Origin of the sequence: Streptomyces sp. NPDC001530 (genome assembly GCF_042894545.1) — a bacterium.
Classification (GTDB): domain Bacteria; phylum Actinomycetota; class Actinomycetes; order Streptomycetales; family Streptomycetaceae; genus Streptomyces.
On record NZ_JBIAVS010000003.1, the window covers coordinates 227,833 to 248,881 of the forward strand.

Here is a 21,049-nt window from a genome sequence, read left to right on the forward strand (position 1 = left end):
CCGCACCGCCAAGGCTGTCAGTCCCCCGGCATATCCTGATCCTCAGTGGCCATCGGCTGACAAAGGAGTCCGAAGGTGCCGTCGATGCTCGATGCGGTCGTGGTGGGTGCGGGGCCGAACGGACTGACCGCTGCCGTGGAGCTGGCCCGCCGGGGCTTCTCCGTGGCCGTGTTCGAGGCGCGCGACACCGTGGGCGGGGGAGCCCGCACCGAAGAGCTGACGCTGCCCGGCTTCCGGCACGACCCGTGTTCGGCGGCGCATCCGCTGGGCATCAACTCACCCGCGTTCAAGGCGATGCCCCTCGAGCGGTACGGCCTTCAGTGGCTGCACGCCGAGCTGCCCATGGCGCACCCCTTCCTCGACGGCACGGCGGCGGTGCTCTCGCGTTCCGTGGCCGAGACGGCCGCCTCGTTCGGGCCGCGCGACGCCGGCGCGTACCGCAGGCTCGTCGCGCCCTTCCTGCCGAAGTGGGACACCCTGGCCCACGACTTCATGTCGCTGCCGCTGACCGCGCTGCCCCGCGACCCGGTCACCCTGGCCCGCTTCGGCCTCGTCGGACTCCCGCCGTCGACGTGGCTGACCCGCCGCTTCCGCGACGAGCGCGCCAAGGCCCTGTTCGCCGGGCTCGTGGCGCACGTCATCGCCCCTCTCGACGGCATCGCCACCGGCGCCGTCGGCCTGGTCTTCGCGCTGGCCGCGCATGCCCGCGGCTGGCCCGTCGCGCGCGGCGGCTCCCAGTCCATCTCCGACGCGCTCACCGCGTACCTCAAGGACCTCGGCGGCACCGTCCACACCGACTACGAGGTCAAGCGCCTGGACGACCTGCCGCCCGCGCGCGCGTACGTCTTCGACACCTCGCCCACCGCACTGGCCCGGATCGCGGGCTTCGGGCGCTACTACGAGCGCTACCGGTACGGGGCGAGCGTCTTCAAGATCGACTACGCGCTGGACGGTCCCGTGCCCTGGACGGCCAAGGAGGCGCGCACCGCCGGGACCGTGCAGATCGGCGCGAGCAGCGCGGAAATCAGCACCGCGCTGCGGGCGGCCTCCCGCGAGGGCCGGGCCCCCGACGCGCCCTTCCTGATCACCGTGCAACCCAGCGTCATGGACCCCTCCCGGGCACCCGACGGCAAGCAGGTCTTCTGGGCGTACGGGCATGTTCCGAACGGCTGGACCGGGGACCTCACGGACGCGATCGAGCGACAGCTGGAGCGCTTCGCACCCGGCTTCCGCGACCGCATACTGGCCCGCGCCACCGCAGGACCGCCCGAGCTCGCCACCCGCAACGCCAACTATGTGGGCGGCGACATCGCCTGCGGCGCCGCCTCCGGGCTTCAGCTCCTCCTTCGCCCCAAACTGTCCCTGTTCCCGTACAGCACCCCGCACCCGGCCATCTTCATCTGCTCCTCGGCCACCCCGCCGGGCCCCGGGGTCCACGGCATGTCGGGGCACAACGCGGCGAAGGCCGTCTGGAGGAGGCTGAGGCAGTCATGACCACGATCACGCTGGTCCAGGGAGACATCACCCGCCAGACCGTGGACGCCATCGTCAACGCGGCGAATTCCTCGCTGCTCGGCGGCGGAGGCGTCGACGGAGCCATCCACCGCCGCGGCGGCCCCGCCATCCTCGCCGACTGCCGCAAGCTCCGCGCCGGCCACTACGGCAAGGGCCTGCCCACCGGCCAGGCGGTCGCCACCACCGCGGGCGAGCTGGACGCGCGATGGGTGATCCACACCGTCGGCCCGGTCTTCAGCCGCGAGGAGGACCGCTCGAAGCTGCTGGCGTCCTGTTACCGCGAATCCCTGCGGGTCGCCGACGAGCTCGGCGCCCGCACCGTCGCGTTCCCGGCCGTCTCCGCGGGCATCTACGGGTGGCCGATGGACGACGCGGCCCGTATCGCCGTGGAGACGGTGCGGGAGACGGAGACGGCGGTCGAGGAGGTCAGATTCGTCCTCTTCGACGAGCGGGCGTACGAGGCGTTCGCCGCGCAGGTCGGCTGACGGCACTACGGTCCGGCTTGCCCATCTCGCCCTGAGCCGTCAGTTCGCTGAGCGGGGAGAATCAGGTGAGCCGGGAGACCCGGTGGTTGTGGGAGGAATCAGGTGAGCCGGGAGACCTGGTAGTGGCTGATGTACCAGCCCTCCTCGATGCGCTTCAGCAGTACGCCGAGGTTGACACTGATGGTGGGCCGGTCGGTGAACGAGAAGTCGACGTCCAGGTAACCGAGTACGAGGTCGTCGGCGAGGCGCCGGGTTTCGAGAATCCGGTACTCGGCCGTCAACCCGATGGGCTGGGAGTCGTAGTAGGCGGCGATGCCCGCCCTTCCGACGCTGTAGGGGCGCAGTCCCTGGAAGATCGCGTCTTCGGTGAACAGGGAGGCGACCTCCTGCGGTTCGTGCCGGTCGACGGCGGCCTTCCACCGGTCGAGGACGTCGCGCAGGATCGCTTCAGTTTCTGTCGGGCTGTTCATCAGGGTTCTCCCCTCGTGGTGTGTCATCAGTGGCCGGCGCTCATGCCGCCGTCGACGTGGAGGATCTCGCCGGTGACGAACGGGGCGTTCTCCAGGTAGATCACCGCGTCGACGATGTCGCTCAGCTCGCCCATCCGGCCGACCGGATGCAGGGCGGCGAGGGCCGCATGGGTCTCCTCGGGGTGCATGGGGGTCTTGATGGTGCCCGGTGAGACGGCGTTGGCGCGGATGCCACGCGTGGCGTACTCGATGGCCAGGGACTTGGTGGCGGACTGCAGGCCGCCCTTGGTCAACGAGGCGAGCACGGAGGGAACGTTGGAGTTGGCGCTGTCGACCAGGCTGGTGGTGACGTTCACGATGTGGCCGCCGCCCTGGGCGAGCATGTGCTCGATGGCCAGCTGGGTCATGCGGAAGAAGCCCGCGAGGTTCACACCGGTCACGGCGGCGTAGTCGTCCGCGGTGTAGTCGGTGAAGGGCTTGGCGACGAATATGCCCGCGTTGTTGACAAGGGTGTCGATGCGGCCGAACCGCTCGACGCCGGCGGCGATGACGCGTTCGGCGGTGGCGGTGTCGGCGATGTCGCCCTGGACGGCCAGGACGTCGACGTCGTTGGACGGGGCGATGGTGCGCGAGGTGGCGACGACGGCGTAGCCGAGCTTGCGGTAGGCCTCGACGAGGCCGGCGCCGATGCCCTGCGAGGCACCGGTGATGACTGCGACCTTCTGGTCCTGAGAGCTCATGATGACCTTCTCCGAGTTGAGGTGGGGCTTCTCGACCGATCCTCGAAAGTACTAGCCGACCGGTCGACTATTTGGAAGTTAGGCGGTTCTGCCGCGGGAAGTCAAAGGTCAACAGGGCCTGAGCCAGGACCGGCTTCCTACCTCTTGGGAGGCGCAGCCTTCCAGTGCAGGTCAGCGGGATGGGCGGGGGGATGGGGCGGCGCCGACCGGGTCTGGTGGCTGCGGACGGCGGGAGCGGCGGGGTTGGCTACCGCCGGTGCGGATCGCCCTCGGGCAGCCAGGCGCCCGGGGCGTGGAGACCGAGGTCGCCCATGCCGTCGCACAGGGCGTCGATGACGGCGAGGACCGCGGGCCGGTCCTCGCCCTCGCGCCAGACCAGCGACCAGGTCCAGTAGATCTCCGGTGCGACGACCGGGCGCCGGACCAGGTCGAGCGGCAGGGGAGTGGTCTGGCCCTTGGGGGAGTTGACGACCGGACGGCTGCTGCGGCGGACGTGGTCGAAGAACGCCGGTCCGGTGATGCCGCCGTCGGAGATGCGGACCGCGCGGGCCCCGGTGTCCTTGGCCAGTAGTTCCGCGTAGTCGTTCCAGGACGACCAGGAGGTGGTGTCGTTGGCGAGGAGGACGACGGTGTCCCGGGCGGGCACATCGCCCGTATCGGTGCCGGTGGCAACGGCATAGAGCCGGTCGGCGCCGATGAGCCGGGCGCGCAGGCCCCGTCGGTCCAGATCCTCGGTCCGCACCCAGCACACCGCGAGGTCCAGGCTGCCGTCGGCGACCCGGGCGGCCTGGGTGTGCGAAGGCGCGATCCACGCGTCGATGTGGAGTTGGGCCACCGCGGCGGTACGAGCGGTCAGGTCCGTTGGCAGCCAGTTGACGTAGCCGAGCCGTACCGATTCCGACCCGGACAGTCGACCGGCGCGCCGCTGGAGGTCGTCGGCCCGTTCCAGCAGGGCTCGGGTGTGCGGAAGCAGGGCCGAACCGGCCGGGGTCAGGGACACCGAGCGACGGTCGCGATCGAACAGTCGTACGCCCAGGTCGCGTTCGAGTGCCTTGATCTGTTGTGACAGGGAGGGGCCCGCGATCAGCAGGCGCTCGGCGGCCCGGCCGAAGTTCAGCTCCTCGGCGACCGCGACGAAGTACCGCAGTTGGCGCAGCTCCACGGTCGTCATGCTACGTCGGTGCGAGGCCACGCCTTCCAGCAGGGAGAAAGTCAGTCGTGGCATCACCGCTGGTGGCGGGCGGACGATGAGGACGTGGAAGCCCGACGGAAGGTGACCGGGGCGAGTGTCGCCACCGGCACCGGACGGACGATCGACACCCGGCAGGTGATCGACGCCCGGCGGACGGTCGAGGTCGGGCAGACGGTCGAGGTCCGGCAGACGTTCGAGGTCCGGCCGCGGCGTCCGGTCACCCTCCCCTTGAGCACAAACCACCACCGTCACCATCCGCGGCGATCCGGTCCTCACCGGACGCCCCACCGAGCGGAGCAGGGCCATGCGAGAGTTCCTGGTCGAGATCACCACCACCATCCCTGACGGCACCAGCCAGGACGAAGTCGACCGGCGGCGCGCCGCCGAAGCCGCCCGCGCCCGGGAACTGGCCGACACCGGCAACCTGGCCCGGCTGTGGCGCCCGGTCGGAGAGCTGCGCAGCATCGGGGTCTGGCGGGCCGCGGATGAGGACGAGCTCCACGAGAAGGTGCTCGGCACGCTGCCGCTGCGTCCGTGGATGACGCTCACCGTCATCGCACTCGAGTCCCACCCCAACGACCCAGGCCGGAGCGACACCACGACGTGAGGGCACCCCTCGTTCGTACTCACCGCCGCCAGGCCGCGGCCGCGGCGGTGAGTCGTGCCCGCCCCGGAAACCCGCACGGACTCACAAGGATTTCGTCATGAGCGTACGCTCCTGCGCGGCTCGGCCCGAGGAGGCGGCGCGCTCCGCTCGCCCTGGGGTCACGTCGCCCAGGCCGCCGTGGCACTCGCCGCCGGTATGCCGCCGTCCTCGGCGCTGTGGGCCTGGCTCGGGCGCCGTTGGTCCCGTCCCGATCTGCTGTGCGCCGCGCTGGTCGTCCAAGCGGTCGGTATCGCGCTGCCCGCCCTGATCAATGGGGTAGCGGCCGCGCTGGTCTCCGCGCTCCTGTTCGGCGCGACGTCATCGGTATCAGCACCGTCGCCCTCGGCGTGGGGGTCCACCTGCGGTTCCCCCGCTCCGTCGCGCTCCTGACCGCCGGATACTCCGTCGGTCAGATCCTCGGCCCCCTGGCCGTTGCGCCGCTGCTCCACCACGGTTATCACCAGGCCCTGATCCTGGCCGCCGTCGTGGTCCTCGCGGCCGCCGCGGCTGCCGCCGTGCTGCGTATCGGCTTCCCGCACCACATGGTGGTAGTACGACATGCCGCCCCGGCAGGACAGTCCGCACCGGCGGAAACCGCCTCGGAGCCGGGCGGGCGCGGCGCCTGAGGGAGCCGGCCCCTCCGGTCGGCCGAACCGTTCGCAGCTCCGGTCCCGGGCTCCGATCCCGGGGCTCCGTGCCACGATGCTTCTGGTTCGCCTCCGATGCCTCTGAATCGCCACCGTTGCCCTGACTCGCCACCGATGACCTGACGTGGAGCCCGTCATGACCACACCGCAGGACTTGTTGATCATCGCCATGGACGTCGCGTCCAGCCGCCCCGTCGGGCAGGGCGACCTGTCGCTGGCCCTCGCGGGAGCCGAACTGGTCGACCTCATCGACGCCCAGGCCCTCTCCCTGGACGGCGACCTCATCGTGCCCGGCGCGCAGTGGACCATGGACGATCGTCTGTTGAACGAGGCGGTGTCGGCGCTCATCCGGCAGCCGCCGTACGAGTCCGTGGAGGACTGGCTGTGGCGGCGGGGCCGCGGCTTGTCCTCGTCCTATCTCGCCGTCCTGGAGGCGGAAGCCCAGGGCACCCCGCGACGCCGTCGCTGGATTCCCCTGCGCACCGGCCGACCGGAATGGGGCGACTCAGCGGCCCGCCGCCGCGCGGCCGACCGCTGGACGTCGGGCGAACCCGTCCTCGCGGGCCTCGCTGCCGCCGTGGGTATCCGTGACGAGCCGACCGAAGAGGCCGAGAACCTCGCCGACGACGCCGTCGTGACCGTATTGGACGCCGTCCACAACGCGGTGACGGAACTGGAAGCCGTACGGCAACGGCGCAGCATCGAAGAGGCGGCCTTCGACAACATCTGGCGTGGCCAGTGACGAGAGGCCGGTGACGACCACTGATCAGGTCAGTAACGAGAGGGCCGGTGACCACAACTGACCAGGTCAGTGACGAAAGGCCGGTGACGACCACGGGCAAGGTCGGTGACGATCCGATCGGTCAGGTGCCGACCACGGCCTGCTGCGGCTCGCGAGCACCGAGCAGGGCCAGGCAGTTCGCCCACAGGGGGCTGAGCCGCCGGGTGTTGTTGTAGAGCTTGGCGAACAACACCTGCCCCTCCAGCTGGGCCACCACCGCCTGCGCGGCTTCCCGGGTGTCGGTCGCGGTGATTTCGCCGCGCTCGAGCGCCTCGGTGATGACCGAGTCGACCATCTCGACCTGCGCGTCGAAGATCTCCTGCAGCCGTGCGCGGATCGCCTCGGTGTGGTTGCTCATCTCCAGGCTGAGGTTTCCGAACAGGCAGCCCGAGACGGTGCCGCAGCTCTGCTGGCCGGCGCGCTGGGCGGCCTCCGTCTCCTCGAACAGCCGGTACAGCCGGCGCAGCGGTTCCTCGTCGCTGTTCAGAATGCGTGTCCAGGTGCTCTTCTGGCCCGCCCAGTGCTCGTCGATCACGGCCAGGGCGAGAGCTTCCTTGGATGCGAAGAAGTAGTAGAAGCTGCCCTTGGGCACGTCGGCCGTCTTGCAGATCTCGGCCACGCCCAGGGCGGAGTAACCGCGCAGCTCGATGAGCGACTGCGCGGCGTTGAGGATCTTCTCCCTGGCGTCGCTGGTCCGTCCCATGGAGCAATGATACGACCGGTCGACTATTTCTTCCTGGACCGGTCGCCCAGGACGGGCGGCGGTCGGCTTCCGTGCCTGCCCGGCGACGGCGGTCGAGAGTGCCGAGTGCCGGTGGCGGAACCTAGGCGGCGACCCTCAGGGTCCGTTCCCTTTGAGGAGGTCGCGCAGGGCTTCTTCCTCCTGGGGGCTCAGGCCGGTGACGAACTGCTGAAGGGTCGCGATCGGGTCGGGTCCACGGTCGAGCGCCTCGTGCATGGCCTCGGCGGTCAGCTCGGCCGCGTTCTTGGCGGGCCGGTATGCGCCGCGCCGTCCGTCCACGTCACGGAGTACCAGCCCCTTGTCGTACAGGCGCTTGAGGATGGTGTGCACGGTGTTGTAGGCGAGGCCGCCGCCGATCTCGGCCTGGATCTCGGCGGGCGTCAGGGCGTCGTCTGTGGCCCACAGGGTGGCGAGGACTTCGCTCTCCAACTCGCCGGCGCTGCGCCGTTCCGCCCTGCCGTGGGGGCCTTTGCCAGCCATGTCCGTCACCTTACAGCGCGTAGGGGAGCGGGAGTCGGGGTCGGCCTCCGGATGCCACGCCTGGACTGCACCCCTGATCGCCGCGCGGTAATTTGTCCATGTTTTCCTGGTTCCTCCCTTCGTCCTGCGTCTTGTGGGGCGAAGGAACCCTACAGCTTGTAGGGCTGAAGGGTGGACGATGCTCAGAACCCTGAATGTCCCGCTCGTCGGCGCCAGGCGCCACGGCATTCCCTCGGCTGGACGCGCGTCCCGGCACCCCGGTGGCGAGCAGTGGCCTGCACTGGTGGCGGCCGCCTTCACCCTGGCCCAACTCGTCCTCGTACGGCCCGGAATGGGGCTCGGCTGGGACGAGACCGTCTACGTCAGCCAGGTCAGCCCGCACGCCCCCGCGGCGTTCTTCAGCGCACCGCGCGCCCGCGGCGTCCCGCTGCTCGTGGCGCCGATCGCTTCCTGGTCGTCGTCCACGACGCTGCTGAGGATCTATCTCGCCCTGCTGTCCGGACTCGGGCTGTTCCTGGCGCTGCGCGTGTGGCGCGGGCTGTTGCCGACACGAGTGCGGACGTTGGCGGGTGCCCTGTTCGCGACGCTGTGGGTGACCGTGTTCTACGGCCCGCAGGCCATGCCCAACTACTGGGTCGCGATCGGCGCCTTGACCTGCGTCGGCTGCTTCCTGCGCGCCCGGGCGGACCGCTCCGACCGGGCGGCGCTGTGGGGAGTGGGTCTGAGCGCCGCGCTGATGGCGTTGATGCGGCCCACCGACGCGATCTGGGCGACCCTGCCGCTCCTCGTCCTGGCCGTCGGCCGGTGGCGACGGCCATGGCCGCTGGTCGCACTCGTCGCGGGCCTGGCGGCCGGAGCGGGCGAGTGGGTCGTGGAGGCGTACGTCAGTCACGGCGGCCTGGGGCAACGGCTCGCCGACGGCTCCCGCATCCAGGGCGGCCTGGGCTGGAACGTCGCCGTCGGCGACCAGATGCGCAGCCTGGACGGACGTACCCTGTGCCGCCCCTGCACCGGGGCGATGCCCAGTCTGGTGGTCATGGCGTGGTGGTTCGTCCTCCCGGTGCTCGCCGTCCTCGGGCTCGTGGTCGCCGTCAAGGCCCGGCGCACGGCGAGCACCCTGCTGCTCCTGTCCTGCGCCACGACGGCGGGCGTCCCGTATCTGTTCATGATCGGGTACGCCGCCCCGCGCTTCCTGCTCCCGGTCTACGCCCTCCTCGCGATCCCGGTCGCCGACGCCCTCGTCCACCTGGTCACCGCCCCCGGCCGGGCCTGGCGCCCGGTGGCCGTGACCCTGGTGGCGTTCGGCCTCGCCGGGCATCTGGCGGTGCAGTACGCGGTGTTGCAGGCGACCGTCCGGCGCACCACCGTCTCTCATCAGGGCTGGGCGAGCACGGCGGCCGAACTGCACCGGCTCGGCGTACGGCCACCCTGCCTGCTGACCGGGCATCAGGCCGTTCCGATCGCCTTCTATGCCGGTTGCTCGTCGGTCGAGGCCACTGGCCACAACGCCAACACCACCCAGACGGACATCGAGCGTGCCGGACAGCGCGTGCCGGTCGCCGTGCTCACCACCCTGGAAGGACATCCGCCCGCGTACGCCCGCGACTGGTCGGCGCACCGCGCGGGCGACCTGCGCGCCTACGTCGCGCCGGGGGCGGGAGGCCGAGCGCCGTGACCGTCCCGCCCGGCAGCCGCTCGACGGCGAGCGAGGCAGCGCGGCGGCGTCGGCCGCGGTCGCCGACCGGGCGGCAGAATGCGCTCAGGTGGTGCGGCCATCGTGGTGGGCCCTCTCATACTGGACGGGCGGGTACGGTTGCGACGCACCCGGTTGACTACAATTCTGTAGACGGTCTACTGAAATGTAGACGACGGCGGGGTGAGGATCGTTCCCATGAGCAGTGCGAAGGACGAACGTCGACTGGGCGGTGCGAAAGACGAACGTCGACCGGCGGGCGAGCTGGAGGCCAGCGTGATGGCCGCGCTCTGGGCCGCTGACGCCCCCCTCACACCGGGGCATGTACAGCTGGAGCTGGACTCCGGCCTGGCGCGTACGACCGTGACGACGATCCTGTCCCGGCTGCACGAGAAGGGCATCGTCGGCCGCGAGCGGCAGGGCCGGGGGTACGCGTACTTTCCCGTCCAGGACCCGCACGGCCTCACCGCCCGGCGCATGCACAGCGAACTCGACCGGGACGACGACCGCGAGACGGCCCTGGCCCGGTTCGTCGCCCAGCTCAGCCCCGAGGACGAGCGCGTCCTGCGCGACCTGTTGGAATCGGGTGAGGAATGACGGCCCTGCTGCTGATCCCGCTGCTGGTGCCCTTCGCGGTGCCGCCGCTGGCCCGCCGCTGCCTCGACCGTCTCGCACCCGTGACCGCGCTGTGGGCGTTGACCCTCGCGGCCGTGGTGCTGGCCGGAGCCTCCGTGGCCGCACTCGGGGCGCTGGTCCTGACCGGTCTGCTCAAGCTGCCGGTCTTCGCGGGCCTCGGCGACCTCGTCCACCCCCTGCGCACCGCGTCGGACCTCGTCGTCCTGCCCTCGGCGGCGGCTGCCACCGGTGCCCTCACCGTCGGCGCGTGGACCCTCGGACGCTCGGCCCTGCGGCAGCTGCGCGCCTTCCGCGCCGCCCGCAGCCAGGCCGACCGCCGCCCCACCGCGGGCGACCTGTGCGTCATCGAGTCGCCGCACCCGGACGCGTACGCCCTGCCGGGGCGACCGCACCGCATCGTCGTCACCACCGCGATGCTCCGCAGCCTCGGCGCGGACGAACGCGAAGCGCTCTTCGCCCACGAGCGGGCCCACAACGCCGGCGGCCACCACCGTTTCCTCGTCGCGGCCGAACTCGCGGCCCACTGCCACCCCGGCCTGCGCCCGGTCCGCGCGGCCATCGCGCTCGCTGTGGAGCGTGCCGCCGACGAGGCCGCCGCCGTCGTGGTGGGAGACCGGCGCCTGACCGCCCGCGCCATCGCGCGCGCCGCCCTCGCCACCCAGGCGTCCCACTCCACCCGCCCCGACTTCGCCCCCGCGGCCACCACCGGACCCGTGCCGCAGCGCGTCGCCGCCCTCCTGGCCGCGCCCGCGCGCCGCCCCCGCGCCGCAGCCTCCTGGATCGCCCTGCTCCTCACCCTCTGCGCAACCGCCTCGGCCGGCGCCTCGGCAGCCGGCGTCCTCGACTTCCACCACGAGGTGGAGGTCGCCCAAGGCGAAGAGCCCCGCTGACGGCTCCGGTCCCAGAGGGCGGCTTCGGCCGTGTGCTGTGGTCATGCGGGGGTAGCCGACGCTGTGCGCGAAACTCGCGTGGAGGTAGTAGCCCCGGCCGGCTGGAGTTCAGCGGGGTCCGGGCGGAGCCCCAGGGACGGGATGGAAAGGGGCGGAGGGGGCGAAAAACCCGCGGGGTACCCAAGCTGGCCCCTAAACGCGGTTCCGGCGGCCGCCCTCCGCACGGCTCCGCAACAGCACACCGACGAGAGGCCCGACGGCCAGCAGTGCGGCGAGCACCGCGTATCCGTACGGGAGTGTCACCGCCGTAGCGACCGCCGCGACGAGCAACGGGCCCCCCGCATCGCCCAGTTCACGCCCGAGCTCGGCGGCGCCCATCGTCTGTCCGAGCCGCTCCCGAGGGGTGGCCGACGCCAGGGCGGCGAAACCCAGCGGAGTAATCAGCCCCGTACCGACACCGATCAGAGCCGCCGCGAGCAGGACGCCCGTGAGCCCGGGGAGCGTCGCGCAGGCGAGCCCCGCGGCGGTGGTCAGCAGCCCGGTGCCGATCCCGGCGCGGGCGGTCAGCCGGCCCGCGTCCAACGCCCGCCCGGCGCGCGGCTGGACGAGGGCGGCACAGGCCGCGAGGACGGACACGGCGGCGCCGGTCGCCACGGTGCCGAGACCCGCGCCCGCACCGGAGACCGGCAGGAAGCCGACCCCGACGGAGAGCGCTGCGGTCGCCCCCGCGAGTGCCGCCGTCGGGGTGAGGAAGGCGGGGTCGGTCAGCCGCCGCGCCAGGTCGAGCACGGTCTGCCGGGCGCGCGGCAGCGGCGGCACGCGCGGCACCCCCAGCGCGGCCCAGCCGGCGACCACCGCGCCCAGCGCCGTGAGCACGCCGAACAGCAGCCGCAGCCCGCCCGCCCACACGAGCACACCGCCCAGCAGCGGTCCCAGCGTGTAGCCGATGGACTTGTAGAAGCCGTAACTCCCGTATGCCCGCCCGTGCCCCGCCGCCGGATTGAGCCGGGCCACCAGCGCGGAGGCCGCGGGCGAGAACGCGGAGGCCGCCGCACCCTGACCGAGACGGGCGGCCCACAGCAGGCCGGGGCTGTCCACCACGACGTACAGCGCGGACGCGGCGGCGAACGCGACGAGCCCGCCGAGCAGCACGGGCCGGGCGCCGATCCGGTCGGCGATGGTGCCGAACACCGGCTTCAGCAGCACCTCGGCGCCGTCGTAGAGGGCCAGCAGTCCGCCCAGGACGAGGAGCGAGGTGACCCGGTCGGCGGAGTGGGCGCCCAGGTTCGCGGCGATGCCGTGTGCCCCGAACGCGGTCGTGAACCCGGCGGCGTACAGCGGCCACATCTGCCGCGCGGGCGCCCGCGTCATACCACTCGCCCGCGTCACGTCACTCGCCCGCGTCACATCACTCGGGCGTGTCGCTGAGGCCGAGCCGCAGATGCTCCACGTGGTAGACCGCCTGGTCGAGGAGCTCGGCGACATGGTGGTCGTGGAGCGCGTACACCACCGAGCGGCCGCTGCGCTCGCCGACGACCAGGCCCAGGTTGCGCAGCAGACGCAGCTGGTGCGAGCAGGCGGACTGCTCCATGCCCACCGCCGCGGCCAACTCCGTTGCCGGCAGCGGCCCTTCGCGCAGCCGCGCGAGGATCAGCAGGCGGGAGGGGGTCGACAGCGCCTGGAGCGTGGTGGCCACCCTCGCCACGTTGGCCGCGTCCAGTCGTACGCGCTCGGTGGCGTCCTGCGCGGCGGTGACGGCTCCATGACCCATGGGCGGTATCTTACCCACCATATATGAAGGTATGAATGAGTCTTCATGTGTTCCTGTATGGTGCTCCGCGTGACTCCCACTCTCGCCCCGCCACCCGTCACCGACCGCCCCGCTCCGGCGCCCCCTCGCCGCCGCACCCGCGTCCTCGCGCTGCCGGAGGCCCGCTGGGCCCTCCTCGCGACCGTCACCTTCCTGTCGGCGCTTCCGCTGCACCTGGGCGGTGCGTCCGGGTGGACGTACGGCCCGCTCTACGCGATCGCGTACGCCGCCGGAGGCTGGGAGCCCGCCCTCGAAGGGCTGCGGGCGCTGCGCGAGAAGACCCTGGACGTCGACCTGCTGATGATCGTCGCGGCCCTGGGCGCGGCCGCGATCGGACAGGTCCTGGACGGCGCCCTGCTGATCGTCATCTTCGCCACCTCCGGCGCCCTGGAGGCCCTCGCCACCGCCCGCACCGCCGACTCCGTACGCGGCCTGCTCGACCTCGCGCCCGATACGGCGACCAGAGTGACCACGGAGGGAGAGGAATCGGTCCCCGTCGATCAACTCTCCGTCGGAGACGGGCTGTTGATCCGGCCCGGCGAGCGGATCGGGGCCGACGGACGGGTGCTCGACGGCACGAGCGAGGTCGACCAGGCGAGCATCACCGGCGAACCGCTGCCGGTCGTGAAAGGCCCCGGCGACGAGGTCTTCGCGGGCACCCTCAACGGCACCGGTGCGCTGCGCGTCCGTGTCGAGCGCGACCCCGCCGACTCGGTGATCGCCCGGATCGTCACCCTCGTCGAGGAGGCCTCCCGCACCAAGGCGCCGACGCAACTGTTCATCGAGAAGGTCGAACAGCGGTACGCGGTGGGCGTGGTGGCCGCCACCCTCGCCGTCTTCGCGGTGCCCCTGGCCTTCGGCGCCGACCTCACCGGCGCGCTCCTGCGGGCGATGACCTTCATGATCGTCGCCTCGCCGTGCGCGGTCGTCCTGGCCACCATGCCGCCGCTGCTGTCCGCGATCGCCAACGCCGGACGGCACGGCGTGCTGGTCAAGTCGGCCGTGGTGATGGAGCGTCTGGGGCAGGTCGACGCGATCGCGTTCGACAAGACCGGCACGCTGACCGAGGGCATGCCGAGGGTGACGGACGTCCGGGCACTGGCCGGATCCGGGCTGGGGGAGCGCCAGGTGCTGGAGCTCGCGGCGGCGGCCGAGCATCCCAGTGAGCATCCGCTGGCGCGGGCCGTCGTGGAGGCGGCGCGCGCATGCGGACTGGAGTTGGCCACGGCGGAGGATTTCGCCTCGGCGCCGGGGGTCGGTGTGACGGCCGTCGTGGACGGACGGCAGGTCGCGGTGGGGACTTCGCGTCGACTGCCGGCCGGTGCGGCCCGCGCGGCGGTCGAGGAACTGGAGGCGTCCGGCCGTACCGCCGTCCTGGTCGAGGCCGACGGCGCCCCCGTCGGCGTACTGGGCCTCGCCGACCGACTGCGCCCGGACGCCGCCACCAGTGTCGCCGCGCTCACCGCGCTCACTGGCACCGCGCCGGTCCTGCTGACCGGCGACAACCCGCGCGCCGCCACCCGGACGGCCGCCGCGGTGGGCATCGCGGACGTACGGGCCCGACTGCTGCCGCAGCACAAGGTGGGCGCGGTCAGGGAGTTGGAGTCCGCCGGCCGCAAGGTCCTGCTCGTCGGGGACGGCGTCAACGACGCCCCGGCGCTCGCTGCCGCGCACACCGGCGTGGCCATGGGCCGGGCCGGCTCAGGTCTGGCCCTGGAGACCGCCGACGCGGTGATCGTCCGCGACGAACTGGCCACCGTGCCCGCGGTGATCGCGCTGTCCCGGCGGGCCCGCCGGCTCGTCGTGCAGAACCTCGTGGTCGCCGGCGTGTGCATCGCCGGGCTCGTCGCCTGGGACCTGGCGGGCACACTGCCGCTGCCCCTCGGCGTCGCGGGACACGAGGGATCCACCGTCCTCGTCGGCCTCAACGGGCTGCGCCTGCTGCGGGAGTCGGCCTGGCGCGGAGGAAACAGCGGCGAGTACGGGAAGGCGCCGCGGTGCCACGGTGCGGGGCCGTCAGCCTTCGGACAGGACGGCCGCCTTGCGGATGCCGGGACTCGCGGTGGCGATGACGGCGACCAGAAGGGTGAGGCCCGTCAGGGCGACGACGGAGCCCCTGGGGCCCGCGGTGTCCAGGAGGTGGCCGGCGACCAGTGAGCCGAAGGGGATGGCGCCCCAACTGACCAGCAGCACCACGCTCTTGATCCGGCCCAGCAGGTGATCGGGGATGACTTCGTACTGGTAGCCGACGACCACCACGTTCCACACCGGGCCCACGAACGCCATGCCCGCCACCAGCGGGCCGAGCGCCGGCGGCGACGGTACGACGGCGATCGGCGCGAGCAGCACCACCCACAGCCACGCCGCGCCCATGGCCACGGTCCTGGGCGAGAGCCGGCGCTGGATCCAGGGAGCGGCGAAGGGGCCGGCCGGATCCCTTCCGGCCGACGCCCTGGGCCGGCGTCTCGCGTCGGCGGACGAGGCCGCAAGGGCATGACGCCCGGCCCAGGCCACGCCACGTACATGTCGGATTCCCGCCAGCCCCGGCTTCGCCCGTCCCCGATGCTGGACGTATGCAGAACGGGATGCACACCGACACGGAGCGCTGTGTGCGCGCCGTCCAGTCGAAGGACGCGCGCTTCGACGGATGGTTCTTCACGGCGGTTCTGACCACACGGATCTACTGCCGGCCCAGCTGCCCGGTCGTGCCGCCGAAGCCGGAGAACATGACGTTCTACCCGAGCGCGGCCGCCTGCCAGCAGGCCGGGTTCCGGGCCTGCAAGCGGTGCCGCCCGGACACCAGCCCCGGCTCGCCCGAGTGGAACCAGCGCGCCGACCTGGTCGCCCGCGCGATGCGCCTGATCGGCGACGGCGTCGTGGACCGCGAGGGCGTGCCCGGCCTGGCCACCCGGCTCGGTTACAGCACGCGCCAGATCGAGCGGCAGCTCCTGGCCGAGCTGGGCGCGGGACCGCTGGCCCTCGCCCGGGCCCAGCGCGCCCAGACCGCGCGGCTGCTCATCGAAACCACCTCCCTGCCGATGGCGGAGATCGCCTTCGCGGCGGGCTTCTCCTCCATCCGCACCTTCAACGACACCGTGCGCGAGGTCTTCGCCCTGTCGCCGAGCGAACTGCGCGCACGTCTGCCCAAGAAGCGTGCGGGAGTCACGCCGGGCGTGCTGAGCCTCAGACTCCCCTTCCGCGCCCCGCTCAACCCCGACAACCTCTTCGGCCACCTCGCGGCGACCGCCGTACCGGGCGTCGAGGAGTGGCGCGACGGCGCGTACCGGCGGACGCTGAGGCTGCCGTACGGGCACGGGATCGTCGCGCTGACGCCGATGTCGGACCACATCGCGTGCCGCCTGACCCTCAGCGACCTGCGCGACCTGCCCGTCGCCATCAGCCGCTGCCGTCGCATGCTCGACCTGGACGCCGACCCGGTCGCGGTCGACGACCAGCTGCGCACCGACCCGCTGCTCGCCCCGCTCATCGACAAGGCACCGGGCCGCCGGGTGCCGCGCACGGTCGACGAGGCCGAGTTCGCCGTACGGGCCGTGCTGGGCCAGCAGGTCTCCACGGCCGCGGCCCGCACCCACGCGGCCCGCCTGGTCACCGCGCACGGCGAATCGGTCGAGGACCCGGAGGGCGGCCTCACCCACCTCTTCCCCTCGGCCGCGGCGCTCGCCGCGCTCGACCCCGAGTCCCTCGCGATGCCGCGCACCCGCCGCACCACCTTCACCACCCTCGTACGCCAACTCGCCGACGGAGCCCTCCACTTGGGCGTGGAGAGCGACTGGGCGGAGGCGCGCGCCAGGCTGCTCGCCCTCCCCGGTTTCGGCCCCTGGACGGTCGACGTCATCGCGATGCGCGCCCTCGGCGACCCCGACGCCTTCCTCGCCACCGACCTCGGAATCCGCCGCGCGGCCCAGGAGTTGGGTCTCCCGTCCACCCCGGCCGCCCTCACGGCCCGCGCCGCGGCCTGGCGCCCGTGGCGCGCCTACGCGGTCCAGTACCTGTGGGCGACCGACAGCCACCCGATCAACTTCCTGCCCGTATAAGGACGTTCAATGAAACAGCACACGGTCATCGACAGCCCGTACGGACCTCTGACGCTGGTTGCCACGGACGGTGTTCTGGCCGGCCTCTACATGGTCGGCCAGCGCCACCGCCCGCCGGAGGAGAACTTCGGCGAACGTGACGACACGCTCTTCGACGAGGCAATCGAGCAGCTACGGGCCTATTTCGCAGGCGAATTGAAGGAGTTCACCCTCGAACTGCGCATGGACGGTACGTCCTTCCAGCGCAGCGTCTGGGAGCAGCTCCGCAAGATCCCGTACGGCGAGATCCGCTCGTACGGCGAACTGGCCGAGGTCCTCGGCAACCCAGGCGCCTCCCGCGCGGTCGGCCTCGCCAACGGCAAGAACCCGATCGGCATCATCGTGCCCTGCCACCGCGTCGTCGGTGCGAACGGCAGCCTCACGGGGTACGGCGGCGGCCTGGACCGCAAGAAGCGGCTGCTGGACTTCGAGAGCGGAGCGGCTCTCTTCTAGTCGCTCGGCTGACCACTCGCCACGAAGCGGCTCCGCTTGCGAAGCGGGCCGTTTCTTCGCCGACCGCCGTCACTTCTTCTTCGCGAACGTCACCGGCCGGTCGTTCCTGATTTCGGCGAAGAGCCTCTTCGCCTGCGCCTCGTCCCACTTCACGGCACTGCCCTCGGAGGTCTGGAAGCCGAGGGACGAAACGGGAACATTGATCTGTGCGCCGCGGCCGGCCGTGACGCTCCTCATCGCCTGGAACAGCGACGCGAGGATGCGCAGGCTCATGTCCTTGTCCACGATGAGCGTGTCCAGCCCTGCGCTCATGGTCGGATAGAGCTTGGACGGGTTGAGCGCGATGCCCGGTGTGGCGGCCCTGCGGGCGAGCGCGGCCAGGAACTTCTGCTGGTTGCGGGAGCGCCCCAGGTCGCCCTCGGCCTCCTGGTGGCGCTGCCGGACGAACGCGAGCGCGTCGCGGCCGTCGAGGTTGTGGCAGCCCTTCTTCAGGTCCAGTCCCGACTTCTGATCCTTGATGTCCCTGTCCACGCACATCTGGACGCCACCGACCGCGTTCACGATGCCCACGAAGCCCGCGAAACCCATCTCCGCGTAGTGGTCGATGTGCAGACCCGTGTTGAGCTCGATGGTCCGTACGAGCAGTTCGGGTCCGCCGAACGAGAACGCCGCGTTCAGCTTGTTCTTCGCCGGGGGGTAGTGCCTGCCGGTGTCGGGGCGGATGTACGACGGTATGGTCACCCACGAGTCTCGCGGCAGACTCATCATCGTGGTGCCGTGAGCGCCGGTGTGCAGAAGGATCATCGAGTCGGTGCGGCGGCCGTCGGCGGCCGAGCCGCCGGTGTGCAGATCCTTGATGGCCTTCTCGGAAAGGCCCGCCCGGCTGTCGGAGCCCACGATGAGGTAGTTGGTTCCCTTGCCGTGCGGCACATGGTCCGTGATCTTGCCGAGGTCCACCTCGCGGTTGAGCCTGACGTCGGCCCAGACGTATGTGCTGATGGATGAGACCACGAGCACGCAGAGCAGCAGGATCACGGCCCGGATGATCCTGCGGGCCCGGCTGCGGCGCACTCTGAGGGGCCGACGGGATCGGCCGGTCCCTGGGGCGGTACCGTCACCGCCGCCGTCATACGTGCGTGCACGGTTGTCCCGCTGATGAGGGATGCCGGCGAGCGAGGTGTCGGCGTCCGGTGATGCGTACGGTGGCCGCGCCGCGTGCGGCCGGGGCGGATGGTCGGTCCGGTGCCACACCTCCCCTTGGATGACACGATGTGTCCCCTGCTGTGCGTCGAGCCCGTCACTGTCGGGCCACCCGTTCTGCCGATCACTCATGAGCTGTCCTTGGTCATCTCGATGTCAGCTCTGCTGCCGGGGCGGGTTGACCGATGTGCTGGGCCGCCGTGCCGGAGCGGTCCATCCGGTGCCACCTCAGCCGAGTACCGAGCAGGATGGCGACCAGGGACTGGATGACGACCAGATACATCAGCTGCCGGTAGACGAAGAGCTGGAAGGGCATCGACCACAGCGCCCGCACCCGCTCACCGTCGAGTCGCAGGGCATATCCGGCGCAGATCAGCTGGGGGACGAGGAAGGCGAGCCACACGCCGGCCGATTGCAGGGGGCTGAGGAAGAGCACCCCGTACAGGGCGAAGAGGTCGACGATCGGAGCCATCAGCGGCAGTGCGACCTGGAAGAGCGCGAGGTAGCTCAGGCCGCGGCGGCCGAAGCGCCCTGCCGGGCCCAATTCGACAACGGCACGGCGATGCTTCCACATGGCCTGGATCGTGCCGTAGCACCAGCGGTAGCGCTGCCGCCACAACTGGCGCAGCGAGCTGGGCACCTCGGTCCAGGCGATGGCGGACTCCTCGTAGACCACCCGCCAGCCCGCCCGCCACAGGGCCATCGTGAGATCGGTGTCCTCGGCGAGGGTGTCGTCGCTGACTCCGCCGACGCCCATCAACGCGTCCCGGCGGAAGGCCCCGATGGCACCCGGGACCGTCGTCATGCACTCCAGGACCTCGAACATCCGACGGTCGAGATTGAACCCGAAGACGTATTCCAGGTGCTGCCATCTGCCGAGCAGGCCACGCCGGTTGCCGACCTTCGTGTTGCCGCTGACCGCGCCGACGGCCGGGTGCGCCAGCGGCTGGACGAGCCGGTAGATGGCGTCCGGCTCGAAGACGGTGTCGGCGTCGACCATGACCACGATCTCGTGCATCGCATGGGCCAGACCGGTGTTGAGAGCGGCGGCTTTGCCCGCATTGGGCTGACGGATCACCATCACCCGGGGATCGTTGATCCATGTGGCGAGGTCCGCCGTCTGATCCGTCGAACCGTCGTCGATCACGATGATCTGCAGGTACGGGTGCGTGGAGGCGAGCAGTGAATGGATGGTGGACTCGATGCCCGCCTCTTCGTTGTAGGCGGGTATGAGGATCGTCACCGGGTCGTTGATCTCCCGCAGCCGGGGCGCTCCCGGGCGGAAGCTGGTGAGACGCCGGACATGGGCGCGGGCGAAGACGACGAGCGTCAGCAGCCGCAACACCCCCAGCGCGCCCGCCACCCCGAGCACCCAGGTCATGCCGCTCGAGAACGCGTGCCCCATGGCGGAGACCCAGATCAGGCCCTTGCCCTGCCCTCGTTCGAACGTGGACACCGGCGTGTTGACCGCGGGCAGCCGAAGTCCGGCCGTCACCGTGGTGAACTTGTCGATATTCCGGTCGTTGAGCAGCTTTTCCGTCTCTTTGTACGCGAGTTCCGTCTGGCTGAACTGCCGGATCACACCCTGCGACGGCTTTCGGTTCCACTTGTCTGCCGCGACCAACAGGTAACCGTTCGCCGCGGCGCTTCGCGCCGCCTTCCACTCGGCGCCGCACAGCGTGTCCACCGAGGTGGTCTGCGGCATCCGCAGCAAAGTGGTGCGGACGCTCCCGGAGCCGGCCAGCGCCGTCTGCGTGAGCGACAGCTCCATCCGGGAGCGGATGGCCGATGACGCGCCCAGGTCGGCGCCGGTGTAGGTGTTCGACCCGATCTCATGGCCCTCGGCGCGGATCCGCCGCACCAGCTCCGGATAGCGGGCCGCCTGGGAGCCGAAGAGGAAGAAGGTGGCCTGCGCCCGATGCCGTCGCAACAGGTCCAGCAGACGCGGGGTCCACACCGGGTCGGGCCCGCCGTCAAAGGTGAGCGCGACGGTATGGGCGGGTATCGAGGCGGACTTCACCTTGTCGCCGTTGATGCGCAACACCGGACCGCCCTGGCTCACGGCCTTCGGCACCGGTTCGGTGCAGTCGTGCCGCGGCTGCGGGGCGTCCACCTCGTTGTTCGTCCAGCCCTCGAAGAGCAGGGAGGCGAACATCAAAGGGAGCACGAGGATCAACAGCAGCCAGTGCCCACGTGGATCACGGGAGCGCTTGTGCCGGGCTCTCATTGGACGGCTCATACCCTCGCAACCAATGTGTCGCCGACCACGTTCAGGCTGACGCGTTTTCGGCCAGGGCAGGGGGTGCATCCGACGGTGATGTCTGCGTGGGGCAAGGCTTTTCTGTTCCGATCACAGGCGTCGTGACATGACTCATCAGCGCATGTCGTGTGGGGTTGTAGTCCCTCCAGCGCACCGATGCCATCAGGTGTCACACCCCCCGCTCGAGCCCCCTCACGCCCACAGATCAGCGCCGTCGGCTACTGCACGCCCGCGATGCACGCCCACGGCGACCCGGAAGCCTCCCTCGCCACCGACCTCGAACTCCCGTGCTCCGCATCGGACTTGGGCCTGTCA

19 protein-coding genes and 1 pseudogene are annotated in these 21,049 nt (G+C 71.3%); 11 read left to right on the forward strand and 9 right to left on the reverse strand.

Going from position 1 to position 21,049, the window contains the following annotated elements; all coding sequences use genetic code 11:
* Nucleotides 1-84: 84 nt before the first annotated feature.
* Together ACFY0T_RS06590 and ACFY0T_RS06595 are read left to right on the forward strand one after the other, a co-directional pair.
* Nucleotides 85-1,494, forward strand: a complete 1,410-nt coding sequence (locus tag ACFY0T_RS06590) for a phytoene desaturase family protein (protein WP_388865201.1) — start codon at nucleotides 85-87, stop codon at nucleotides 1,492-1,494.
* Nucleotides 1,491-2,000 (forward strand): O-acetyl-ADP-ribose deacetylase, encoded by a 510-nt coding sequence (locus ACFY0T_RS06595; RefSeq protein WP_388865203.1) that lies wholly within the window; start codon nucleotides 1,491-1,493, stop codon nucleotides 1,998-2,000. Before ACFY0T_RS06590 ends, ACFY0T_RS06595 begins: the two co-directional genes overlap by 4 nt.
* A 98-nt stretch (nucleotides 2,001-2,098) precedes the next feature.
* Here ACFY0T_RS06595 and ACFY0T_RS06600 read toward each other — a convergent pair whose 3' ends face one another.
* From ACFY0T_RS06600 to ACFY0T_RS06610, 3 genes are all read right to left on the reverse strand, one after another.
* The gene (locus ACFY0T_RS06600; protein WP_388865205.1) at nucleotides 2,099-2,470 is read right to left on the reverse strand and encodes a YybH family protein; all 372 of its coding nucleotides are present in this window, start codon (nucleotides 2,468-2,470) and stop codon (nucleotides 2,099-2,101) included.
* Between the two features lie 26 nt (nucleotides 2,471-2,496).
* Nucleotides 2,497-3,210 carry an SDR family NAD(P)-dependent oxidoreductase gene (locus ACFY0T_RS06605; protein ID WP_388865206.1) on the reverse strand — a complete coding sequence of 238 codons (714 nt, stop codon included), beginning with the start codon at nucleotides 3,208-3,210 and terminating at the stop codon, nucleotides 2,497-2,499.
* A 247-nt stretch (nucleotides 3,211-3,457) separates the two neighbouring features.
* Complete coding sequence (locus ACFY0T_RS06610; protein ID WP_388865208.1) at nucleotides 3,458-4,381, reverse strand: LysR family transcriptional regulator; 924 nt, start codon at nucleotides 4,379-4,381, stop codon at nucleotides 3,458-3,460.
* Between the two features lie 325 nt (nucleotides 4,382-4,706).
* On the opposite strand from ACFY0T_RS06610, the gene ACFY0T_RS06615 reads away from it, so the two are divergent.
* The 3 genes and pseudogenes from ACFY0T_RS06615 (at nucleotide 4,707) to ACFY0T_RS06625 (ending at nucleotide 6,437) form a co-directional block, all read left to right on the forward strand.
* Entirely contained in the window at nucleotides 4,707-5,009 is a 303-nt protein-coding gene (locus ACFY0T_RS06615) for a muconolactone Delta-isomerase family protein (protein WP_388865210.1), read from the forward strand.
* A gap of 174 nt (nucleotides 5,010-5,183) precedes the next feature.
* Nucleotides 5,184-5,674: pseudogene (locus ACFY0T_RS06620) on the forward strand (YbfB/YjiJ family MFS transporter); the annotation flags it as partial.
* 157 nt (nucleotides 5,675-5,831) lie between these two features.
* On the forward strand, nucleotides 5,832-6,437 hold the full coding sequence (locus tag ACFY0T_RS06625; RefSeq protein WP_388865212.1) for a GPP34 family phosphoprotein: 606 nt from the start codon (nucleotides 5,832-5,834) through the stop codon (nucleotides 6,435-6,437).
* Nucleotides 6,438-6,558: 121 nt separating this feature from the next.
* Here the strand turns inward: ACFY0T_RS06625 and ACFY0T_RS06630 are convergent, their stop codons facing one another.
* Together ACFY0T_RS06630 and ACFY0T_RS06635 are read right to left on the reverse strand one after the other, a co-directional pair.
* Nucleotides 6,559-7,179, reverse strand: coding sequence for a TetR/AcrR family transcriptional regulator (locus tag ACFY0T_RS06630; protein ID WP_388865214.1), 621 nt, complete (start codon nucleotides 7,177-7,179; stop codon nucleotides 6,559-6,561).
* Between the two features lie 135 nt (nucleotides 7,180-7,314).
* Nucleotides 7,315-7,698 (reverse strand): BlaI/MecI/CopY family transcriptional regulator, encoded by a 384-nt coding sequence (locus ACFY0T_RS06635; protein ID WP_388865216.1) that lies wholly within the window; start codon nucleotides 7,696-7,698, stop codon nucleotides 7,315-7,317.
* 178 nt (nucleotides 7,699-7,876) lie between these two features.
* On the opposite strand from ACFY0T_RS06635, the gene ACFY0T_RS06640 reads away from it, so the two are divergent.
* From ACFY0T_RS06640 to ACFY0T_RS06650, 3 genes are all read left to right on the forward strand, one after another.
* Complete coding sequence (locus tag ACFY0T_RS06640) at nucleotides 7,877-9,373, forward strand: hypothetical protein (protein WP_388865218.1); 1,497 nt, start codon at nucleotides 7,877-7,879, stop codon at nucleotides 9,371-9,373.
* Nucleotides 9,374-9,616: 243 nt separating this feature from the next.
* Nucleotides 9,617-9,988: a BlaI/MecI/CopY family transcriptional regulator gene (locus ACFY0T_RS06645; protein ID WP_388865683.1), complete on the forward strand. Its 372-nt coding sequence runs from the start codon at nucleotides 9,617-9,619 to the stop codon at nucleotides 9,986-9,988.
* A complete protein-coding gene (locus tag ACFY0T_RS06650; RefSeq protein ID WP_388865220.1) occupies nucleotides 9,985-10,917 on the forward strand; it encodes a M48 family metalloprotease in 933 nt (310 codons plus the stop codon). The genes ACFY0T_RS06645 and ACFY0T_RS06650 overlap by 4 nt, the downstream gene beginning before the upstream one ends.
* Before the next feature lie 192 nt (nucleotides 10,918-11,109).
* On the opposite strand, the gene ACFY0T_RS06655 is transcribed toward ACFY0T_RS06650, so the two are convergent.
* Nucleotides 11,110-12,264: an MFS transporter gene (locus tag ACFY0T_RS06655; RefSeq protein ID WP_388865686.1), complete on the reverse strand. Its 1,155-nt coding sequence runs from the start codon at nucleotides 12,262-12,264 to the stop codon at nucleotides 11,110-11,112.
* A 61-nt stretch (nucleotides 12,265-12,325) separates the two neighbouring features.
* Nucleotides 12,326-12,688: an ArsR/SmtB family transcription factor gene (locus ACFY0T_RS06660; RefSeq protein WP_388865222.1), complete on the reverse strand. Its 363-nt coding sequence runs from the start codon at nucleotides 12,686-12,688 to the stop codon at nucleotides 12,326-12,328.
* Between the two features lie 57 nt (nucleotides 12,689-12,745).
* Between ACFY0T_RS06660 and ACFY0T_RS06665 the strand changes: the two genes are divergently transcribed.
* From ACFY0T_RS06665 to ACFY0T_RS06675, 3 genes are all read left to right on the forward strand, one after another.
* Nucleotides 12,746-14,884 (forward strand): heavy metal translocating P-type ATPase, encoded by a 2,139-nt coding sequence (locus ACFY0T_RS06665; RefSeq protein WP_388865224.1) that lies wholly within the window; start codon nucleotides 12,746-12,748, stop codon nucleotides 14,882-14,884.
* Nucleotides 14,885-15,312: 428 nt separating this feature from the next.
* A complete protein-coding gene (locus ACFY0T_RS06670) occupies nucleotides 15,313-16,782 on the forward strand; it encodes an AlkA N-terminal domain-containing protein (protein ID WP_388865689.1) in 1,470 nt (489 codons plus the stop codon).
* A gap of 9 nt (nucleotides 16,783-16,791) precedes the next feature.
* The gene (locus ACFY0T_RS06675; RefSeq protein WP_388865226.1) at nucleotides 16,792-17,274 is read left to right on the forward strand and encodes a methylated-DNA--[protein]-cysteine S-methyltransferase; all 483 of its coding nucleotides are present in this window, start codon (nucleotides 16,792-16,794) and stop codon (nucleotides 17,272-17,274) included.
* 69 nt (nucleotides 17,275-17,343) lie between these two features.
* Here ACFY0T_RS06675 and ACFY0T_RS06680 read toward each other — a convergent pair whose 3' ends face one another.
* Nucleotides 17,344-18,309: an LCP family protein gene (locus ACFY0T_RS06680; protein ID WP_388865228.1), complete on the reverse strand. Its 966-nt coding sequence runs from the start codon at nucleotides 18,307-18,309 to the stop codon at nucleotides 17,344-17,346.
* A 310-nt stretch (nucleotides 18,310-18,619) separates the two neighbouring features.
* On the reverse strand, nucleotides 18,620-20,701 hold the full coding sequence (locus tag ACFY0T_RS06685) for a bifunctional polysaccharide deacetylase/glycosyltransferase family 2 protein (protein WP_388865230.1): 2,082 nt from the start codon (nucleotides 20,699-20,701) through the stop codon (nucleotides 18,620-18,622).
* Nucleotides 20,702-21,049 lie beyond the last annotated feature (348 nt).

Excerpts from the sequence above, each read along its gene's own strand:
- ACFY0T_RS06590 (WP_388865201.1), top strand. The coding sequence starts at position 85 with ATGCTCGATGCGGTCGTGGTGGGTGCGGGGCCGAACGGACTGACCGCT.
- ACFY0T_RS06595 (WP_388865203.1), top strand. The coding sequence starts at position 1,491 with ATGACCACGATCACGCTGGTCCAGGGAGACATCACCCGCCAGACCGTG.
- ACFY0T_RS06600 (WP_388865205.1), bottom strand. The coding sequence starts at position 2,470 with ATGAACAGCCCGACAGAAACTGAAGCGATCCTGCGCGACGTCCTCGAC.
- ACFY0T_RS06605 (WP_388865206.1), bottom strand. The coding sequence starts at position 3,210 with ATGAGCTCTCAGGACCAGAAGGTCGCAGTCATCACCGGTGCCTCGCAG.
- ACFY0T_RS06610 (WP_388865208.1), bottom strand. The coding sequence starts at position 4,381 with ATGACGACCGTGGAGCTGCGCCAACTGCGGTACTTCGTCGCGGTCGCC.
- ACFY0T_RS06615 (WP_388865210.1), top strand. The coding sequence starts at position 4,707 with ATGCGAGAGTTCCTGGTCGAGATCACCACCACCATCCCTGACGGCACC.
- ACFY0T_RS06625 (WP_388865212.1), top strand. The coding sequence starts at position 5,832 with ATGACCACACCGCAGGACTTGTTGATCATCGCCATGGACGTCGCGTCC.
- ACFY0T_RS06630 (WP_388865214.1), bottom strand. The coding sequence starts at position 7,179 with ATGGGACGGACCAGCGACGCCAGGGAGAAGATCCTCAACGCCGCGCAG.
- ACFY0T_RS06635 (WP_388865216.1), bottom strand. The coding sequence starts at position 7,698 with ATGGCTGGCAAAGGCCCCCACGGCAGGGCGGAACGGCGCAGCGCCGGC.
- ACFY0T_RS06640 (WP_388865218.1), top strand. The coding sequence starts at position 7,877 with ATGCTCAGAACCCTGAATGTCCCGCTCGTCGGCGCCAGGCGCCACGGC.
- ACFY0T_RS06650 (WP_388865220.1), top strand. The coding sequence starts at position 9,985 with ATGACGGCCCTGCTGCTGATCCCGCTGCTGGTGCCCTTCGCGGTGCCG.
- ACFY0T_RS06655 (WP_388865686.1), bottom strand. The coding sequence starts at position 12,264 with ATGTGGCCGCTGTACGCCGCCGGGTTCACGACCGCGTTCGGGGCACAC.
- ACFY0T_RS06660 (WP_388865222.1), bottom strand. The coding sequence starts at position 12,688 with ATGGGTCATGGAGCCGTCACCGCCGCGCAGGACGCCACCGAGCGCGTA.
- ACFY0T_RS06665 (WP_388865224.1), top strand. The coding sequence starts at position 12,746 with ATGGTGCTCCGCGTGACTCCCACTCTCGCCCCGCCACCCGTCACCGAC.
- ACFY0T_RS06670 (WP_388865689.1), top strand. The coding sequence starts at position 15,313 with ATGCACACCGACACGGAGCGCTGTGTGCGCGCCGTCCAGTCGAAGGAC.
- ACFY0T_RS06675 (WP_388865226.1), top strand. The coding sequence starts at position 16,792 with ATGAAACAGCACACGGTCATCGACAGCCCGTACGGACCTCTGACGCTG.
- ACFY0T_RS06685 (WP_388865230.1), bottom strand. The coding sequence starts at position 20,701 with ATGAGAGCCCGGCACAAGCGCTCCCGTGATCCACGTGGGCACTGGCTG.